Genomic DNA, 15,877 nt, shown 5'->3' with positions numbered 1-15,877 from the left:
GCCTGCGGAGCCTCCTGCTTCGGCGTCTCTTGCTTGGGCGCTTCCGCCTGCGGAGCCTCCTGCTTCGGCGCCTCTTGCTTGGGCGCTTCGGCCTTCGGCGTCTCCTGCTTGGGCGCGTCGGCCTTCGGCGTCTCCTGCTTAGGCGTCTCTTGCTTGGGCGCGTCGGCCTGCGGAGTCTCTTGCTTAGGCGCTTCCTGCTTCGGCGCTTCGGCCTTCGGCGTTTCCTGCTTGGGCGCTTCGGCCTTCGTCTCTTCTTGCTGCGGCGCTTCAGAGCCGGCCTGCTGCGCTTCGGCCTGCAGGCGTTTCTGCTCGGCTTCGGCTTGCGGGTTTAGTGCCTGCTTACGGGTGCGGTTGCGCGGGTTGTTGCGGGTGCGCTTGGGCTTGCCGTCGCTCTTGGCATTGTCCTTGGCCGCAGGCTGCTCGCCTTGGCCAGACTTGTCAGCGGACTGCGGCTTCTTGTTGGGCGCCTGCTGAGGCTTGTCCTTGCGCTCGCCTTGGTTCGGTTTCTTGTCGCCTTGGCCTTTCTCGGACTGGCCTTTATCTGCCTGGGGCTTGTCGTTCTGGGGCTTGTCACCCTGACTCTTGGACGAGGGTTTCTGCTGACGACGCTCGTCGTCCTGGCGTCCCCGGCCACGATTGCCGCCCTGGCGGTTGCCGTCGCCACGGCCCTCCGGCTTGGCGTCACGGTTATCGCTGTTGCTGTCGCCGCGGTTATCCGGCTTCTTGTTGCCCTGATTGCGGTTGTCGTCACGTCCGCGGCGGTTGTTGCCGCTGCGTCCGCCTCGACCGCCACGGTTGTTGCCATTCTGGCGAGACTCGCCATCGCGGTCTTGGTCGCGATCGTTCGTCTGGCGCTGTTCGGCCTGCTGCTTGCCGCCAGTGGCTTGGCTGCTTGTTGCGGCGGAAGAGGCTTCACCGCTGCCGAGCAGCTTGCCAAGGCCCTTGAACAGACGAGAGATCACGCCGCTTTCGTCGGCTGCCGGCGCGGGAGTGGCAGCGGCGGGTGCCTTGGTCTCGGGGGAGGCAGAAGCTTCCTGCAGCGAAGCAGGGGCCGGTGCGGTGTGGACCACGCTTTTGACCGCGGCTTCGGCGCGCTGTATCGGCTTGGCGATGCTCGCATCCGGTTCCTTGCCGACTTCGGTGTCGGTGGGAAGCTCGTAGCTGGACTTGACCGACTCGTCCTCATCGACGTGGTCGTCGCGCAGTCGCTGGACGTCGTAGTGAGGGGTGTCCATCTCCGGGTTCGGCAGCACCAGTAGGCGCACGCCCTGGCGGCGCTCGATCTCGGCGAGTACGGCGCGCTTCTCGTTGAGCAGGTAGGTCGCCACCGGTACCGGCAGAATGGCGCGAATCTGGGCGCTACGCTCCTTCATCGCCTCTTCTTCGAGCAGGCGCATGACGGACAGCGACAGCGAGCGAACGTCGCGGATGGTGCCCTGGCCGTCGCAGCGCGGGCAGACCACGCCGCTGGTCTCGCCAAGCGAGGGGCGCAGGCGCTGGCGCGACATTTCCATCAGGCCGAAGCGGGAAATCCGGCCAATCTGAACGCGGGCGCGGTCGAGCTTGAGGGCATCGCGCATGCGGTTCTCGACCTCACGCTGATTGCGCGCCGGGCTCATGTCGATGAAGTCGATGACCACCAGGCCGCCGATATCGCGCAGGCGCAGCTGGCGGGCGATTTCATCGGCCGCTTCGCTGTTGGTCTGCAGCGCGGTTTCTTCGATATCGCTACCGCGAGTGGCGCGCGCCGAGTTGATGTCGATGGACACCAGGGCCTCGGTGTGGTCGATGACGATCGAGCCACCGGAAGGCAGCTTCACTTCCCGCTGGTAGGCGGTCTCGATCTGGGATTCGATCTGGAAGCGCGAGAACAGCGGCACCTCGTCAGCGTACAGCTTGATCTTCTGCTGATAGGAGGGCATGACCTGGCGGATGAAGGCCAGCGCTTCTTCATGCACCTCGGGGCTGTCGATCAATACCTCGCCGATGTCGTTGCGCAGGTAGTCGCGCATGGCGCGAATGATGACGTTGGACTCGCGGTAGATCAGGAAGGGGGCAGGGCGCTTGCCGGCTTCTTCGGTGATGGATTCCCACACCTGAGCCAGGTAGTCCAGGTCCCACTGCAGCTCTTCGGAAGAGCGGCCGATCCCGGCGGTGCGCACGATCACGCCCATCTTGTCGGGCAGGGTGAGCTGGCCCATGGCGTCCTTGAGCTGTGCACGCTCTTCGCCTTCGATGCGCCGAGAAATGCCACCTGCCCGCGGATTGTTGGGCATCAGGACCAGGAAACGTCCGGCCAGGCTGATGAAGGTAGTCAGTGCGGCGCCCTTGTTGCCACGCTCTTCTTTATCGACCTGGACGATGACTTCCTGGCCTTCCTTGAGCACTTCCTTGATGTTGGGGCGCCCGCTGGGCTCCTTGACGAAGTACTCGCGGGAGATTTCCTTGAGCGGCAGGAAACCGTGGCGGTCGGCGCCGAAATCGACGAAGGCGGCTTCGAGGGAGGGTTCTACGCGAGTGATCTTGCCGCGGTAGATATTGGCTTTCTTTTGTTCTCTGGCACCGGATTCGATGTCCAGGTCGTAAAGGCGTTGTCCATCGACCAGAGCGACCCGCAGCTCTTCTGGCTGGGTCGCGTTGATGAGCATCCGTTTCATGTTGTCTCGCTTGCTGGCGCGCACCGGATGGCGCCCGTTAAGCGGTCGACGAAGGCGAACCTCTGGGTGCTGCGTGCTTGTGCTCAGCGCATGTCGCGGATGCTTGTGCGCCCGGCTCGGGCAGTGGGGAGGACCCGTGACTGTTCGAGCGTGATCATGTTGAGTACGCGGCGGTGGCGGGACATGTTTCGGCGGGCATCACGCCCTGCCGGCCCCGCGGTCTACCACCAGACACCTGGCATACATCGATTCGCCAACGCCGGCCTCCGGCTCGCTGTTGAGTATTCCCGTGGCCTGCGGGTCGTCCCGTCTTGGGAACGGCCCGGGGTCCGGGCGTGGCGTTCAAGTTTCGCTTTCTTCTTACAGTGGCGCCGCGACCCTGCTTCGGGCAGTCGTCGTGGCGGCCTGATTCGTGGCTCTGGCCTGCTTGTCTGAGGTGCAGGCGCCGTACTGGGGCGCTATTAGCCCCATTTGAGCGAACTGGAAATATAACAGTAATGCCCAATAGCAGCAATTGGCGCAGTGAGGGCGTCGGTGCGGTAGAATGGATCAATCTATCGAGCGCAAGACATGACCAGGTGATACGGAGTAACGAATGGCCGAGGGGCGAGAAGTACAGTGGATTGAGGTCACCGAGGGCCAGGTAGGACAGCGCATCGACAACTTCCTGCGTACCCGCTTGAAAGGGGCGCCCAAGGCATTGATCTACCGGATCGTGCGCAAGGGCGAGGTGCGGGTCAACAAGAAGCGGGTCAAGGTCGACTATCGCCTTGAGCTCAACGACTTGGTGCGTGTGCCGCCCCTGCGGCTGGCCCCGGAAGAGGCGGTGCGCGAGGTCAGTGACAACCTGCGTAACCTGCTGGCCGGCAGCGTGCTGGTTGAGGGGCCGGGCTGGCTGGTGATCAATAAGCCCTCGGGGCTCGCCGTGCACGGCGGCAGTGGCGTCAAGATCGGCCTGATCGAGGCCCTGCGCCAGGTTCGCGAGGATCTGGACTTCCTAGAGCTGGTGCATCGGTTGGACCGGGATACCTCGGGCTGTCTGCTGTTGGCCAAGTCACGTCCTGCGCTACTGTCCCTCAACGAGTCCCTCAAGGGGCGCAAGATGGATAAACAGTACCTGGCGCTGGTGGCCGGCCGCTGGCCGGCCCGGCGCGACTATGTCAGCGCGCGGCTGGACCGCTTCGAGGCCGGCAATGGTGAACGCCGCGTGCGGGTCGATCCGGCGGGTAAGGTCTCGCGGACCCGCTTCGGGGTGCGCGAGACCTTCTCCAACGCCACCCTGATCGAGGCCGAGCCGGTGACCGGGCGGACCCACCAGATCCGCGTCCATGCCGCCCATGCCGGTCATCCGCTGTTGGGCGATGACAAGTACGGTACTCGCAGCGGTGAGGCGCTGGCCGGACGGCTGGGGCTCAATCGGCTCTTCCTGCATGCCGCAGCCTTGACCTTTCCCGAGCCCGACAGCGGGCGCCCGGTACACGTAAAGGCGCCGCTCGGCGAGGAGCTCAATGCGGTGCTGGATCGCGCCCGCAAGCAGTCCTGATCCCGTCATCTTCATCTTCAAGCAGGCAAGCAAGTAGGAGGGTTATGCGTTACCGACTGGTGATCTTCGATTGGGATGGCACCCTGATGGATTCCGAGGCGCGCATCGTCGCCTGCATGCAGGCCGCCGCCCAGGACGCGGGCTGGGGCGAGCTGGCCGGCGAAGCGGTAAGCGATATCATCGGTCTTGGCCTGCCGGAGGCCATCGGCCGGATGTGCCCGGGGATCGGCGCCGAACAGGCCGAGCGACTGCGTGAGTGCTATGCACAGCGCTTCGTGGCCGCCGAGGCCGAGCCCCTGTCATTTTTCCCCGGCGTCGAGGCTGGGGTGGCGAGGCTGCGCGAGCGCCCCGACATGCGTTTGGCGGTAGCCACCGGCAAGAGTCGCCGTGGGCTCGATCGGATCTTTGCCGAGAACGGCAGCGGAGCCTGGTTTCATGCCAGCCGCACGGCCGATGAGACGCGCTCCAAGCCGCATCCACGGATGCTCGAAGAGCTTCTTGAAGAGTTCGGCGTATCGGCGAGCGACGCCGTGATGGTAGGTGATACGGAATATGATCTGGAGATGGCGCGGGCGCTGTCGATGGATCGTGTCGCCATGACCTATGGCGTGCATGATCGCCAGCGACTGGCCGCCAGTCACCCAACCTTTACCGCTGACAGCTTTCCCGAACTGATCGACTGGCTTCACGGCTGAGCCGGTGTGGCTGAGCTAATGCGGCCGCGATGAGCCGGCGTGAGCGGTTTCGAAAGGCCGCCGTTTTCGTGGGATGCGCTGAGCATCGCGATGACACCGGTGGGAAAATGCCATTATGGTGTCACCACGCCATTTTTGATCTCGAGCAGGATGCCCATGAGTGACGATAAATCGCAGGATCCATGGACCCAGGGGCCGGAGCTGAGCCGAGAAGAAGCCCAGCACGCCAGGCGGCAAGATGCCAAGAGTGCCGGGCCCGAGGGCGATGAAGGCGCCGAGACCCTGCGCGAACGCCAGCGCCTTGCCCAGCTCGAGATGATGGACCGCTGGATCGGTGGTGTGTTGACCGAGCAGCGGCGTTCACGTCGCTGGAAGCTGTTCTTCCGTTTCCTGTTTGCCGCGCTAATCCTGACCATGATCGCGACGACCTTTTATAGCCTCTTTCGGGCCTCGCAGCCGTCGGAGATGGCGGCGCAGCACTTGGGGGTCGTCGAGGTCCAAGGGGTGATCGATAGCCAGTCGCCGGCTAACGCCGAGCGCATTATCGATGGGCTCAGGCGTGCCTGGGAGGCACCAAACGCAACGGCGGTGATCTTGCATATCAATAGCCCTGGCGGCAGCCCGGTGCAGTCGCAGCGCATTTATGAAGAGATCATGCGGCTGAGGGATCAGGGCGACAAGCCGATCATTGCGGTGATCGAGGATATCGGTGCCAGCGGCGCCTACTATATCGCCTCGGCAGCCGATGAGATCGTCGCGGCACCGGCAAGCCTGGTGGGCTCTATCGGGGTGATCTTCGCTGGCTTCGGCCTCGAGGAAGCCATTGACCGTTTGGGTGTCGAGCGCCGGGTCTTTACCGCAGGCGATAACAAGGCGTTCCTCGACCCCTTCAAAGGCATTTCGGCTAGCCAGCGGGCCTTTTGGCAAGACGTGCTCGACACCACCCATCGTCAGTTCATCGATGACGTCAAGGCCGGCCGCGGTGGGCGACTCGCCGATGACCCCGAGCTCTTTTCCGGCTTGGTGTGGACCGGCGAGCAGGCCGTTCCGCTTGGTTTGGTGGATCGGCTGGACACCCTGGACGGCGTGGCGCGGGCGCGCCTGGACGCGCCTCGCCTCGAGGACTACACCCCGAGCCTCGACCCCTTCGATCGCCTGACTCGGCGCTTTGGGCGGGTGGCGGCCGAGTGGATGGGGCTGCCTCAGGCCCAGTCACCGCTGCGCTATCAAGCCTACTGAGGATTATGGCTGGTCGCCCTCAAGGGTAGTTGAAGGGCCTAGTGGATCGAGGCCGGCCTCTCTTAGCATGGCGCATAGCCGAATCAGTGGCAGGCCAATCAGGCTATTGGGGTCATCGCCTTCCAGGCGCTCGAAGAGGGTGATGCCAAGGCCTTCCATGCGAAAACTGCCGGCGCAGTCCAGCGGCTGCTCGCGAGCGATATAGCGGGCGATCTCGCCTTCTTCGAGGTGACGAAACACCACGTCATAGCTGTCGTGGCCGAGCCAGTGTCGAGCGCCGGCGGTATCGAGCAGGGCAAGCCCCGTCAGAAATCGCACGCGCTGGCCTGAAAAGCGTAGCAGTTGGGTGCGGGCGGCGGCTTCGCTGCCGGGCTTGCCGAGTATCTCGCCCTCGAACACCGCCACCTGGTCGGAGCCGATGATGAGATGATGAGAAAAAGTCTCGGCCAGGCGGCTGGCCTTGCTCAGCGCCAGGCGATGCACCAGGGCTTCGGGCGCTTCTGCGGGGAGAGGCGCCTCATCGATCTCGGGGCTTGCCCAGGTGAAGGGTAGTCCCAGTCGTTCGAGCAATTGGCGGCGCCAGGGGGAGCTTGAGGCAAGAACCAGGCGTGTCATGCGGTCTCCATCGGAGTCAATAAAGGCAGGTGTTCAGGCGATCGAGCGTGCCCCTCGGGCCTTCAAGCATACCGCCTTGCCAGGATGTTTTGACACCCGGCGGGGGAGTGCCTATCATTGCGCGCCTATGTTGACCACACGACTTCCCTTGAAGGTCGAGCCACATCGGCTCGCCGCCAACGCCGAACATCTCGAAGGCCTTGTGCCGCTCGATGCGTTTGCGCGTCTCGCTGAAGATGCCGGACCCCAGCAGGGCGATTGCCAAGTCTGGTTGGACTTCTCCATCGATACTCAAGGGCGTCGAGTGATCGAGGGGCGGCTGGAAGCCGACGTGCAGTTGCCTTGCCGGCGCTGCCTGGAGCCAATGCCGACCCACGTCAGTAGCCATTTCCTGTTGGGTGTGGTCAGCAGCGACGCGCTTGCCGCCGATCTGCCCAGTACACACGAGCCGGTAGTGGTGGAAGACGAACAGCTGAATCTCCTGACGGTGATCGAGGATGAGTTGATCCTCAGTCTGCCGCAGGTGATTTACCACGATGAGGCGCAGTGTGGCGTTTCATCAGACCAGCTGAGCAGCGGCGACGCGTCCGAGGCCTCGGCAACGCCTGCTGATAGTCCTTTCGATGTGCTGCGCACCTTGAAAGGCAAATCCTGATAGATCATCGATGCACTCTGGAGTGAAATCCCATGGCAGTTCAAAAGAGCCGTAAAACCCGTTCCAAGCGCGGCATGCGTCGTGCCCACGACTCACTGACCGGCCCGACCCTGTCCCAGGACAAGGAAACCGGCACCACTCACCGTCGTCACCACGTGGCTGCGGACGGTTTCTACCGTGGTCGTCAGGTCGTCGAAGCGTAAGTCAGTGCTTCGGCCGGCGACGCTCTGCGTATTGACGTGAGAATCGCCATCGACGCGATGGGCGGGGACTTCGGTCCCCGTGCCACCGTGTCAGCCGCCGTCAGGGCTCTTCAGGCCCATCCTCGGCTGCATTTGAGCCTGTTCGGCCAGCAGCCCGCCCTCGATGAAGCACTCGCACAGCTGCCGCGAGGCGATGCATCCTCGCTTTCCCGCCTGACTCTGCACCATTCCCCTGCTGTCGTCGCCGAAGACGCCAAGCCCTCGAGCGTTCTGCGCGGATCCAAGGATTCGAGCCTTTCGATGATGCTCGATTGCGTGGCCTCGGGTGAGGCTCAGGCAGCGGTATCGGCCGGTAATACGGGCGCCCTGATGGCGCTGTCGCGTCGTGCATTGGGAACGGTGGCGGGTATTCCACGCCCGGCGATCAGCACGGCCGTGCCGACTCGGGGCAAAGGGCATTGCTACCTGCTGGATCTGGGGGCCAACGTCGAGGCTGACGCCGGGCGGTTGGTCGATTTCGCGCTGATGGGTGAAGTCATGGCGCGTCGGATCGATGGCCTGGAGCGTCCGCGGGTCGCGCTGCTCAATGTGGGTATCGAGGGAACCAAGGGGACCGCCAGCGTCCGCGAAGCGGATGCACGCTTACGCGATTTTAACCACATGGATTACCGTGGGTTTATCGAAGGTGATGGTATCTACTCTGGCCATGTAGATGTGGTAGTGTGCGACGGTTTCGTTGGCAATGCTGTGCTCAAGGCAAGCGAAGGGCTGGCAAGAATGCTCATTCAGCGTGTGCAGCAGACCTTCGAGGCGCACTGGGGAAGCCGGTTGGTAGGATTTCTGGCGCGCCCTGCGTTGCGTCGTCTGCGCGGCGAACTGGACCCGGTACGCTATAACGGCGCCAGTTTGCTTGGGCTGGGCGGTATCGTGGTCAAGAGCCACGGCAGTGCCGATGCCATCGGCTTTGCTCATGCCATTTCACGAGCCATGCAAGAAGTTAGAGAAGACTTGCCGTCTCAGCTGGCTCACGAGCTCAGTGAGAGGCGTCCTGTTATCGCGTCGGTCGCGTGCGATCGAGGCGATAGCGGGACGGATGCCCGTTGTCAGACCAACGAATAGAAGACGTAAAGGTGAAAGTCATGACGCAATCCCTGGCCCTCGTGTTCCCGGGGCAGGGCTCCCAGCAAGTAGGCATGATGCGGGAGCTGGCTGAACGATACAGCGTGGTACGAACCACCTTCGAAGAGGCCTCCGACGCCCTGGGTTACGATCTTTGGCATGTCGTCCAGGAAGGACCTGCTGAACATCTGGACGCTACTGCCTGCACTCAGCCGGCACTGCTGACGGCAAGCGTTGCCATCTGGCGTGTCTGGCAGGAGCTGGAAGGTCCGCGCCCTGGCGCCATGGCGGGCCACAGCCTTGGCGAGTATAGTGCGATGGTTTGTGCAGGCGTGCTGCCCTTCGCCGAAGGGGTGCGTCTGGTCAAACTGCGTGGCGAGGCCATGCAGCAAGCCGTGCCGGCGGGTACCGGTGGCATGGCGGCCATCCTTGGCCTCGAGGACGCTGCCGTGGAGCAGGCCTGTCGCGAGGCGGCTCAGGGTGAGGTAGTGGCTGCGGTCAACTACAATGCGCCAGGACAGGTCGTGATCGCCGGCGGCAAGGCTGCGGTCGATCGCGCTATTGCGCTTTGCCAGCAGGCGGGTGCCAAGCGCGCGCTGCCGCTGCCGGTCTCGGTGCCTTCACACTGCGAGCTGATGCGTCCTGCTGCCGAACGCCTGTCCAGCGCCATGAGCGATATCGAGATGCGCCCCCCGCGCTACACGGTCGTTCAGAACGTCGACGCCCAGGCTCATGCCGACGTCGATACGCTGCGCACCCGGCTGGTCGAGCAGCTCTATCAGCCAGTTCGCTGGACCTCATGCATCGAAAACATGACAGAGCAGGGTGCCGAAGTATTTATCGAGTGCGGCCCCGGCAAGGTGTTGACCGGCCTGGGTAAGCGCATCAATCGTTCCACCAAAGGCCTGGCCGTTAACGACCCGGACAGTTTGGAAAGCGCACTCGAACTGGCGCGAAGTGCCGCTACCGAATAAGGTGGAGGCATGTCGCCTCAAGATGACAGCAATAATGCGGATTGGAATATGAGCGAAACTAGAATTGCCCTGGTGACGGGAGCCAGTCGTGGCATCGGTCGTGCCATCGCCCTCGAGCTTGGCCGTCAGGGTCGCATCGTCATTGGCACGGCTACCAGCGATCATGGTGCCGAGGCCATCGATGCCTACCTCAAGGAGCAGGGCATCAAGGGTGCGGGTCGCAAGCTCAACGTGACTGACCAGGACAGCATCGATGCGCTGCTCAAGTCGATTGGCGATGAGTTCGGCGCACCGACGATCTTGGTTAACAATGCCGGGATCACCCGTGACAATCTGCTGATGCGCATGAAGGAAGACGAGTGGGATGATGTCATCGACACCAACCTCAAGTCTCTCTACCGCGTCACCAAGGCATGCGTTCGCGGCATGACCAAAGCGCGCTTTGGGCGTGTCGTCAGTATCAGTTCCGTGGTCGCGACCATGGGCAATCTTGGCCAGAGCAACTATGCTGCGGCCAAGGCTGGTATGGAAGGTTTCTCCCGTGCGTTGGCACGTGAGGTTGCTTCGCGCAACATCACCGTCAACAATGTGGCACCTGGCTTCATTGCCACCGACATGACGGAATCGCTGCCGCAGGCGCAGAAAGAAGCCCTGATGTCACAGATTCCGCTGAACCGTCTTGGTCAGCCCGAGGAAATTGCTGCGGCCGTGGGCTTTTTGACCAGTGATGCCGCCGGTTACATTACCGGCGAAACACTGCAGGTCAACGGCGGCATGAACATGCGCTGACGGCTTGGCCGACTCTCATGTTGCGAAGGCCCCTGGCGGTCTATACACTACCCCGCAGCTTTTTTGGGCTTGCGGATTCTATCCGGCTGTAAGTTAACGGCTATCTTGAACGACTGGAGTAGTAACTAATGAGCACCATCGAAGAGCGCGTGAAGAAGGTTGTGGCCGAGCGCCTGAACGTCAAGGAAGAAGACATCCAGAACACCTCTTCCTTTACCGAAGATCTCGGTGCCGATTCTCTTGATACCGTCGAGCTGGTGATGGCGCTCGAAGAGGAATTCGATACCGAAATTCCCGACGAAGAAGCCGAGAAGATCACCACCGTTCAGGAAGCGATCGACTACGTCAACGCCCACCAGTAATCGGGTGTTGAGATCGCGACCTCAATGGTCGCCAGGTTCACATAAGTGACCTGACACGGGAGCCACCCTGGCTATCGATGGGTGGCTCCCGTTTTTTTTGGTGCGCCATGCCGATGTGCCGGCAGCATGCGGGAGCCCTGGGTGGAGACACACCCCCGGGGACTTCAGGTATAATTCCCGCAACGCCGGTATGCTGAGGCATGCCACCTGAATAGTCTGGAGGGAAGCTGATGCCTCGTAGAAGGGTCGTGGTGACCGGGCTTGGTCTGGTAACGCCCGTAGGAAACACCGTCGATGAGAGCTGGGCGAACATTGTCGCCGGCAAAAGCGGTATTGCCGCCATCGAACATTTCGATACCAGCGGGTTCAATACGCGCTTCGGTGGGTCGGTCAAGGACTTCGACATCAGTCCTTATCTGAACCCCAAGGACGCGCGCAAGATGGATCTGTTCATCCAGTACGGCATTGCCGCCGGCGGACAGGCCATCAGCGATGCTGGCATTGAGTGCACCGAGGACAACGCGCACCGGATCGGTGTGGCGATTGGCTCCGGTATTGGCGGGCTGCCGATGATCGAGCATAACCACAACGCCCTCAACAAGGGCGGGGCGCGCCGTATTTCGCCGTTCTTCGTGCCCGGCTCGATCATCAACATGATCTCCGGCAACCTGGCGATCCAGCACGGCTTCCAGGGCCCCAATATCGCCATTACCACCGCCTGCACCACCGGTACCCACAACATCGGGTACAGTGCGCGCACTATCGCCTACGGCGATGCCGACGTCATGGTCTGCGGCGGGGCGGAAATGGCCACCACGCCGCTGGGCCTGGGTGGCTTCTCGGCGGCGCGGGCACTATCGACCCGCAATGACGACCCTAGCGCCGCTAGTCGCCCTTGGGACCGGGACCGCGACGGCTTCGTGCTGTCCGACGGGGCCGGCATCATGGTGCTGGAGGAATACGAGCACGCCAAGGCGCGTGGGGCGACCATCTATGCCGAGCTCTCCGGTTTTGGCATGAGCGACGATGCCTATCACATGACGGCACCGCCGGAAGACGGTAGCGGTGCCGCCATGTCGATGCGCAACGCCGTTCGCGATGCCGGCATCGACCCTGCCAGCATCGATTACATCAACGCCCATGGCACCTCCACGCCGGCCGGCGACCTGGCCGAGAGCCGAGCCGTGCAGAAGGTGATGGGTGAGGGCGCCAAATCCGTGGCCGTCAGCTCCACCAAGTCGATGATTGGCCACCTGCTGGGTGCCGCCGGCGCCGTCGAGGCGGTGTTCTGCGTGCTGGCGATTCGTGATCAGGTGGCGCCTCCCACCATCAACCTGGACAACCCCCAGGAAGGCTGTGATCTCGATTACGTGCCGCACACCGCCCGCGAGATGAAGATCGACACCACGCTGTCGAACTCCTTCGGTTTCGGCGGTACCAATGGCTCGCTGATCTTTACTCGGATCTGAGTCAACGATGAGTGAGGCAGTGCTGCCGCTGAATGACCGTGGTCTGGCCTATGGCGATGGCGTTTTTGAAACGGTGCTGGTTCGAGACGGCACTCCCTTGCTGTGGGATGCCCACTTGGCGCGCCTCACTCGCGGCTGCGAGCGGCTGGGCTTTCCTGCGCCGCAACGTGACGAACTGGATGCGTTACCTGGTCGGGCGCCGGCCGGACTGAGCGTGCTCAAGCTGATCGTGACGCGCGGTAGCGGCGGGCGGGGCTATCTGGCGCCGGCCGATCCCGAGCCGCGCCTGCTGGTGCAGCACCTGCCGTTTGCCCCCGCCGAAGCGCGCTGGCGTGAGGGGGTGCGGGTTCGCCACTGTGCCTTGCGACTGGGGATTCAGCCGCGGGTCGCCGGGCTCAAGCACCTCAACCGCCTCGAAAACGTGCTGGCCCGCAACGAGTGGTCGGACCCCGATGTTGCCGAGGGACTGCTTTGCGACAGCGACGGGCGGATCATCGAAGCCACCTGCATGAACCTCTTCTGGCAGCGCAACGGGCGCTTGGAAACGCCGCGGCTCGATCGCTGCGGTGTCGCCGGCACCCTGCGCCAAGCGCTGCTCGCCGAGCGCTCGATCGCGGAAGTCGAGGCCATGCCTGAGCGTCTCGAGCAGGCCGAGGCGCTGTGGCTGGGCAACTCCCTGCAAGGTCTGTGGCCAGTAACACGGCTCGATGACAGCAATGGCCATGCGCTCATCACCTGGACGATTGGCGAGACGCATCGCCGATTGCAGAACGACGCCCAGCGCCTGCTGGGCTACCCGTCGCTGCCCTAATTCCCGGCTGGCGGCGGTTCCTTGAGGAGACATCATGCGAGTGGGAAAAATTCTGCTGGCCCTGCTAGCCGTGACGGCTGCGCTGGCCTTCGGTGGTTATCGTTACTGGGAAAGTCGTCTGGTCGAGCCGATCAATATCAGTGAGCCGACGCTCTACGAAGTGCCTGCCGGCGCCGGCTTTCACCAGGTCGTACTGGATCTGGCCAGTCGCGGTATTCTCGAGGATCCTTGGGCGTTTCGCCTGCTGACCCGCCTCGATCCTGCGGCAGTGCCCAGCCTCAAGGTGGGCGAGTATCGGCTCGAGCCGGGGATGACCGGCCGTGAGGCGCTGGCTCTCCTGGGCAGCGACCAGGTGGTCACCTATCCGCTGACGATTCCCGAAGGCTGGACCTTCGCGGAAATGCGCAAGCGCCTGAATGAGGCCGAGAAACTGGTTCATGAGACCCAGGGCATGAGCGATGACGAGATCATGGCAGCGCTGGGTCGCGAAGGCGAGTATCCCGAAGGTTGGTTCTTCCCCGATACCTACCGCTATCACAAGGGCGTCACGGACATGGAGATCCTGCGCCAGTCCCATGAGCGCATGGTGGCCATTCTCGATGAAGTCTGGGAAGGGCGCGACAAGGAGCGCCCGTTACCCATCGATAACCGGTATGAGGCGTTGATCATGGCCTCGCTGATCGAGCGCGAGACCGGGGCAAGCGAAGAGCGCCGTGAAATTGCCGGGGTCTTCGCACGTCGTATGGAACGCGGCATGCGCCTGCAGACCGACCCCACCGTGATCTACGGCATGGGCGACGATTATGCCGGCAATATCACCCGGGCCGACCTGCGTGAGGCCACGCCCTACAACACCTACATGATCGATGGCCTGCCGCCGACGCCGATCGCCATGCCCGGGCGTGCGGCCCTCGAAGCCGCGGTGGATCCGGCGCCCGGCGACACCCTGTATTTCGTGGCCAAGGGCGACGGCACCCATCACTTCTCGCGTACCCTGCGCGAGCATAATGCCGCAGTGCGGCGCTACATTCTCAACCGCTGACGCCAGGAGCCTTATGGACACCCGCGGACGCTTTATCACCCTGGAAGGCGGCGAAGGCGTAGGCAAGACCACCAACGTGGAGCTGGTGTGCCGTTATCTCGCGGAGCGAGGCATCGAGGTGGTGCGCACCCGTGAGCCCGGAGGCACCCCTCGCGCCGAGGCCATTCGTGACCTGTTGCTCGATCCAGATGTCGATGAGCCGCTGGATGACGATGCCGAGCTGCTGCTGGTATTTGCGGCACGCGCTCAGCACCTGGCGCGCTGCATTCGCCCGGCGCTCGACCGCGGCGCCTGGGTGGTCTGCGATCGTTTCACCGACGCGACCTTTGCCTATCAGGGCGGCGGCCGTGGCCTCGATCCTGCGCGTATCGCCACCCTGGAACACCTGGTACAGGGTGAGCTGACGCCGGACCTGACGCTATTGCTCGATATGCCAGCCGATGCCGCCCAGCAACGCCTGGCCTCGCGCATTGACGGCCAGGGCGGGCAGCGCGATCGCTTCGAGCGTGAGCGGCTGGGGTTCTTCACCCGGGTGCGCGACGCCTACCTTGCTCGAGCCGACGCCGCCCCCGAGCGCTTCGCCGTCATCGACGCCGGTGAAACGCTCGAAGCCGTTCAGGCCTCGATCGTCGCAGCACTCGAGCGTCAACTGGGCCTGGGGCCGGCCAAGGGGGAGGAATGAGCGCCGATACGATGCCGGCGCCGCTTCCCTGGCAGACGGCGCGATGGCGGCAGCTGGTCGAGCTTCAGGATAGCGGTCGCTTGCCCCACGCGCTGCTGCTGTCCGGGCCCAAGGGCGTCGGGCCTCAGGCGCTTGCCGAGGCGCTGATCGCTCGCACGCTTTGCCACCATCCCGGCGATCTTGCCTGCGGCCACTGCCATAGCTGCGCGATGTTGGCCTCCGGCTATCATCCGGACCTGAAGCGCGTAAGCCCGGCCGACAAGGGGCGTCAGATTCGCATCGACCCGATTCGCGAGGTCAATGCCTTCGTCAATCAGACGGCCCAGCAGGGTGGCCATCGGGTCATCGTGATCGAGCCCGCCGAGGCCATGAACGTGGCCGCTGCCAACGCCTTGCTCAAGAGCCTCGAGGAGCCCGGTGCCAGCACCCTGTTCGTGCTGCTGGCGGAGATTCCCTCACGACTGATGCCCACCGTGCGCTCGCGCTGTCAGCAGTGGCGGCTGGCCACGCCGGAGCCGCAGGCGTGCCAGGCCTGGCTCGCCGAGGCGCTGGGAGAGCATCAGGATGCTGCCTTCTGGTTGCAGGTGGCCGGTGGGCTGCCGCTACTGGCCCGCGATCTCGCGACCGGCGAGGCCCGTCAACTGCGCCAGACCCTGCATGAGCTGTTCGATGCCTTGGTGCGGGGCGCCGAGCCGGTGGCCGAAGCCTCGCGACTGGCCGGCCAATCGGTAGAGGCCATCCTGTGGTACGGTATCGGTTGGCTGGAGGACCTGATCCGCCTGGGGCTGTCGGGGGGCACTGTGGCGTTGCGCAATCCCGATCTGTTGCCGCTGTATCGTCAAGCCGTCAAGAATGCGCGAGTGCGCGACTGGTTCAGGCTGCTCGACTTCGCCCGTGAGCAGCGCCGCCTGCTGGCCTCCGGCGGTAACCCCAATCCCCAACTGGTGCTGGAAGCCTGGCTGGTGCGCTGGTCGGCACTGCTGCGCTCATAGCGCCCATCGCGTCGTCCTTTTCACCACGAG

General features: G+C 63.6%; 16 protein-coding genes. 14 read left to right on the top strand and 2 right to left on the bottom strand.

Annotated features, from left to right (window positions below; translation table 11 throughout):
* Positions 1-2,657, bottom strand: a 2,657-nt coding sequence (gene rne / locus BLR71_RS07145) for a ribonuclease E (protein ID WP_245696372.1), incomplete at its 3' end; no start/stop codon positions are given.
* Between the two features lie 595 nt (positions 2,658-3,252).
* Here rne and BLR71_RS07140 point away from each other — a divergent pair.
* From BLR71_RS07140 to sppA, 3 genes are all read left to right on the top strand, one after another.
* Positions 3,253-4,200 carry an RluA family pseudouridine synthase gene (locus tag BLR71_RS07140; RefSeq protein WP_092524577.1) on the top strand — a complete coding sequence of 316 codons (948 nt, stop codon included), beginning with the start codon at positions 3,253-3,255 and terminating at the stop codon, positions 4,198-4,200.
* Positions 4,201-4,244: 44 nt separating this feature from the next.
* Positions 4,245-4,895 (top strand): HAD family hydrolase, encoded by a 651-nt coding sequence (locus BLR71_RS07135; protein WP_092524575.1) that lies wholly within the window; start codon positions 4,245-4,247, stop codon positions 4,893-4,895.
* 156 nt (positions 4,896-5,051) lie between these two features.
* A complete protein-coding gene (gene sppA, locus BLR71_RS07130; protein ID WP_092524573.1) occupies positions 5,052-6,134 on the top strand; it encodes a signal peptide peptidase SppA in 1,083 nt (360 codons plus the stop codon).
* Between the two features lie 3 nt (positions 6,135-6,137).
* Here the strand turns inward: sppA and BLR71_RS07125 are convergent, their stop codons facing one another.
* On the bottom strand, positions 6,138-6,749 hold the full coding sequence (locus tag BLR71_RS07125; RefSeq protein ID WP_092524571.1) for a Maf family protein: 612 nt from the start codon (positions 6,747-6,749) through the stop codon (positions 6,138-6,140).
* A gap of 127 nt (positions 6,750-6,876) precedes the next feature.
* Between BLR71_RS07125 and BLR71_RS07120 the strand changes: the two genes are divergently transcribed.
* The 11 genes from BLR71_RS07120 (at position 6,877) to BLR71_RS07070 (ending at position 15,847) form a co-directional block, all read left to right on the top strand.
* The gene (locus BLR71_RS07120) at positions 6,877-7,404 is read left to right on the top strand and encodes a YceD family protein (RefSeq protein ID WP_092524568.1); all 528 of its coding nucleotides are present in this window, start codon (positions 6,877-6,879) and stop codon (positions 7,402-7,404) included.
* A gap of 32 nt (positions 7,405-7,436) precedes the next feature.
* Positions 7,437-7,607 carry a 50S ribosomal protein L32 gene (rpmF, locus tag BLR71_RS07115; protein WP_092524566.1) on the top strand — a complete coding sequence of 57 codons (171 nt, stop codon included), beginning with the start codon at positions 7,437-7,439 and terminating at the stop codon, positions 7,605-7,607.
* A gap of 36 nt (positions 7,608-7,643) precedes the next feature.
* Complete coding sequence (gene plsX, locus BLR71_RS07110) at positions 7,644-8,726, top strand: phosphate acyltransferase PlsX (protein ID WP_092524564.1); 1,083 nt, start codon at positions 7,644-7,646, stop codon at positions 8,724-8,726.
* A gap of 20 nt (positions 8,727-8,746) precedes the next feature.
* Positions 8,747-9,700 (top strand): ACP S-malonyltransferase, encoded by a 954-nt coding sequence (gene fabD, locus BLR71_RS07105; protein ID WP_092524562.1) that lies wholly within the window; start codon positions 8,747-8,749, stop codon positions 9,698-9,700.
* 9 nt (positions 9,701-9,709) lie between these two features.
* Positions 9,710-10,489, top strand: a complete 780-nt coding sequence (fabG, locus tag BLR71_RS07100) for a 3-oxoacyl-ACP reductase FabG (RefSeq protein WP_422730761.1) — start codon at positions 9,710-9,712, stop codon at positions 10,487-10,489.
* A gap of 128 nt (positions 10,490-10,617) precedes the next feature.
* Positions 10,618-10,851 (top strand): acyl carrier protein, encoded by a 234-nt coding sequence (gene acpP, locus BLR71_RS07095; protein ID WP_016414620.1) that lies wholly within the window; start codon positions 10,618-10,620, stop codon positions 10,849-10,851.
* A 230-nt stretch (positions 10,852-11,081) separates the two neighbouring features.
* Entirely contained in the window at positions 11,082-12,320 is a 1,239-nt protein-coding gene (gene fabF, locus BLR71_RS07090; RefSeq protein ID WP_092524560.1) for a beta-ketoacyl-ACP synthase II, read from the top strand.
* A gap of 7 nt (positions 12,321-12,327) precedes the next feature.
* Positions 12,328-13,131, top strand: coding sequence for an aminodeoxychorismate lyase (gene pabC, locus BLR71_RS07085; RefSeq protein WP_092524559.1), 804 nt, complete (start codon positions 12,328-12,330; stop codon positions 13,129-13,131).
* 34 nt (positions 13,132-13,165) lie between these two features.
* Positions 13,166-14,173 (top strand): endolytic transglycosylase MltG, encoded by a 1,008-nt coding sequence (mltG, locus tag BLR71_RS07080; RefSeq protein ID WP_092524557.1) that lies wholly within the window; start codon positions 13,166-13,168, stop codon positions 14,171-14,173.
* 13 nt (positions 14,174-14,186) lie between these two features.
* The gene (gene tmk / locus BLR71_RS07075; RefSeq protein WP_092524555.1) at positions 14,187-14,855 is read left to right on the top strand and encodes a dTMP kinase; all 669 of its coding nucleotides are present in this window, start codon (positions 14,187-14,189) and stop codon (positions 14,853-14,855) included.
* Positions 14,852-15,847: a DNA polymerase III subunit delta' gene (locus tag BLR71_RS07070; protein WP_092524553.1), complete on the top strand. Its 996-nt coding sequence runs from the start codon at positions 14,852-14,854 to the stop codon at positions 15,845-15,847. The genes tmk and BLR71_RS07070 overlap by 4 nt, the downstream gene beginning before the upstream one ends.
* Positions 15,848-15,877: the final 30 nt, after the last annotated feature.

This window comes from Onishia taeanensis (assembly GCF_900100755.1).
Classification (GTDB): domain Bacteria; phylum Pseudomonadota; class Gammaproteobacteria; order Pseudomonadales; family Halomonadaceae; genus Onishia; species Onishia taeanensis.
This window is presented reverse-complemented; position numbering and strand designations above follow the sequence as displayed.

Coding starts and splice junctions, on each gene's coding strand:
- BLR71_RS07125 (WP_092524571.1), bottom strand. CDS start 6,749: ATGACACGCCTGGTTCTTGCCTCAAGCTCCCCCTGGCGCCGCCAATTG.
- tmk (WP_092524555.1), top strand. CDS start 14,187: ATGGACACCCGCGGACGCTTTATCACCCTGGAAGGCGGCGAAGGCGTA.
- mltG (WP_092524557.1), top strand. CDS start 13,166: ATGCGAGTGGGAAAAATTCTGCTGGCCCTGCTAGCCGTGACGGCTGCG.
- acpP (WP_016414620.1), top strand. CDS start 10,618: ATGAGCACCATCGAAGAGCGCGTGAAGAAGGTTGTGGCCGAGCGCCTG.
- BLR71_RS07070 (WP_092524553.1), top strand. CDS start 14,852: ATGAGCGCCGATACGATGCCGGCGCCGCTTCCCTGGCAGACGGCGCGA.
- pabC (WP_092524559.1), top strand. CDS start 12,328: ATGAGTGAGGCAGTGCTGCCGCTGAATGACCGTGGTCTGGCCTATGGC.
- rpmF (WP_092524566.1), top strand. CDS start 7,437: ATGGCAGTTCAAAAGAGCCGTAAAACCCGTTCCAAGCGCGGCATGCGT.
- fabF (WP_092524560.1), top strand. CDS start 11,082: ATGCCTCGTAGAAGGGTCGTGGTGACCGGGCTTGGTCTGGTAACGCCC.
- BLR71_RS07140 (WP_092524577.1), top strand. CDS start 3,253: ATGGCCGAGGGGCGAGAAGTACAGTGGATTGAGGTCACCGAGGGCCAG.
- sppA (WP_092524573.1), top strand. CDS start 5,052: ATGAGTGACGATAAATCGCAGGATCCATGGACCCAGGGGCCGGAGCTG.
- BLR71_RS07135 (WP_092524575.1), top strand. CDS start 4,245: ATGCGTTACCGACTGGTGATCTTCGATTGGGATGGCACCCTGATGGAT.
- BLR71_RS07120 (WP_092524568.1), top strand. CDS start 6,877: ATGTTGACCACACGACTTCCCTTGAAGGTCGAGCCACATCGGCTCGCC.
- fabD (WP_092524562.1), top strand. CDS start 8,747: ATGACGCAATCCCTGGCCCTCGTGTTCCCGGGGCAGGGCTCCCAGCAA.
- fabG (WP_422730761.1), top strand. CDS start 9,710: ATGTCGCCTCAAGATGACAGCAATAATGCGGATTGGAATATGAGCGAA.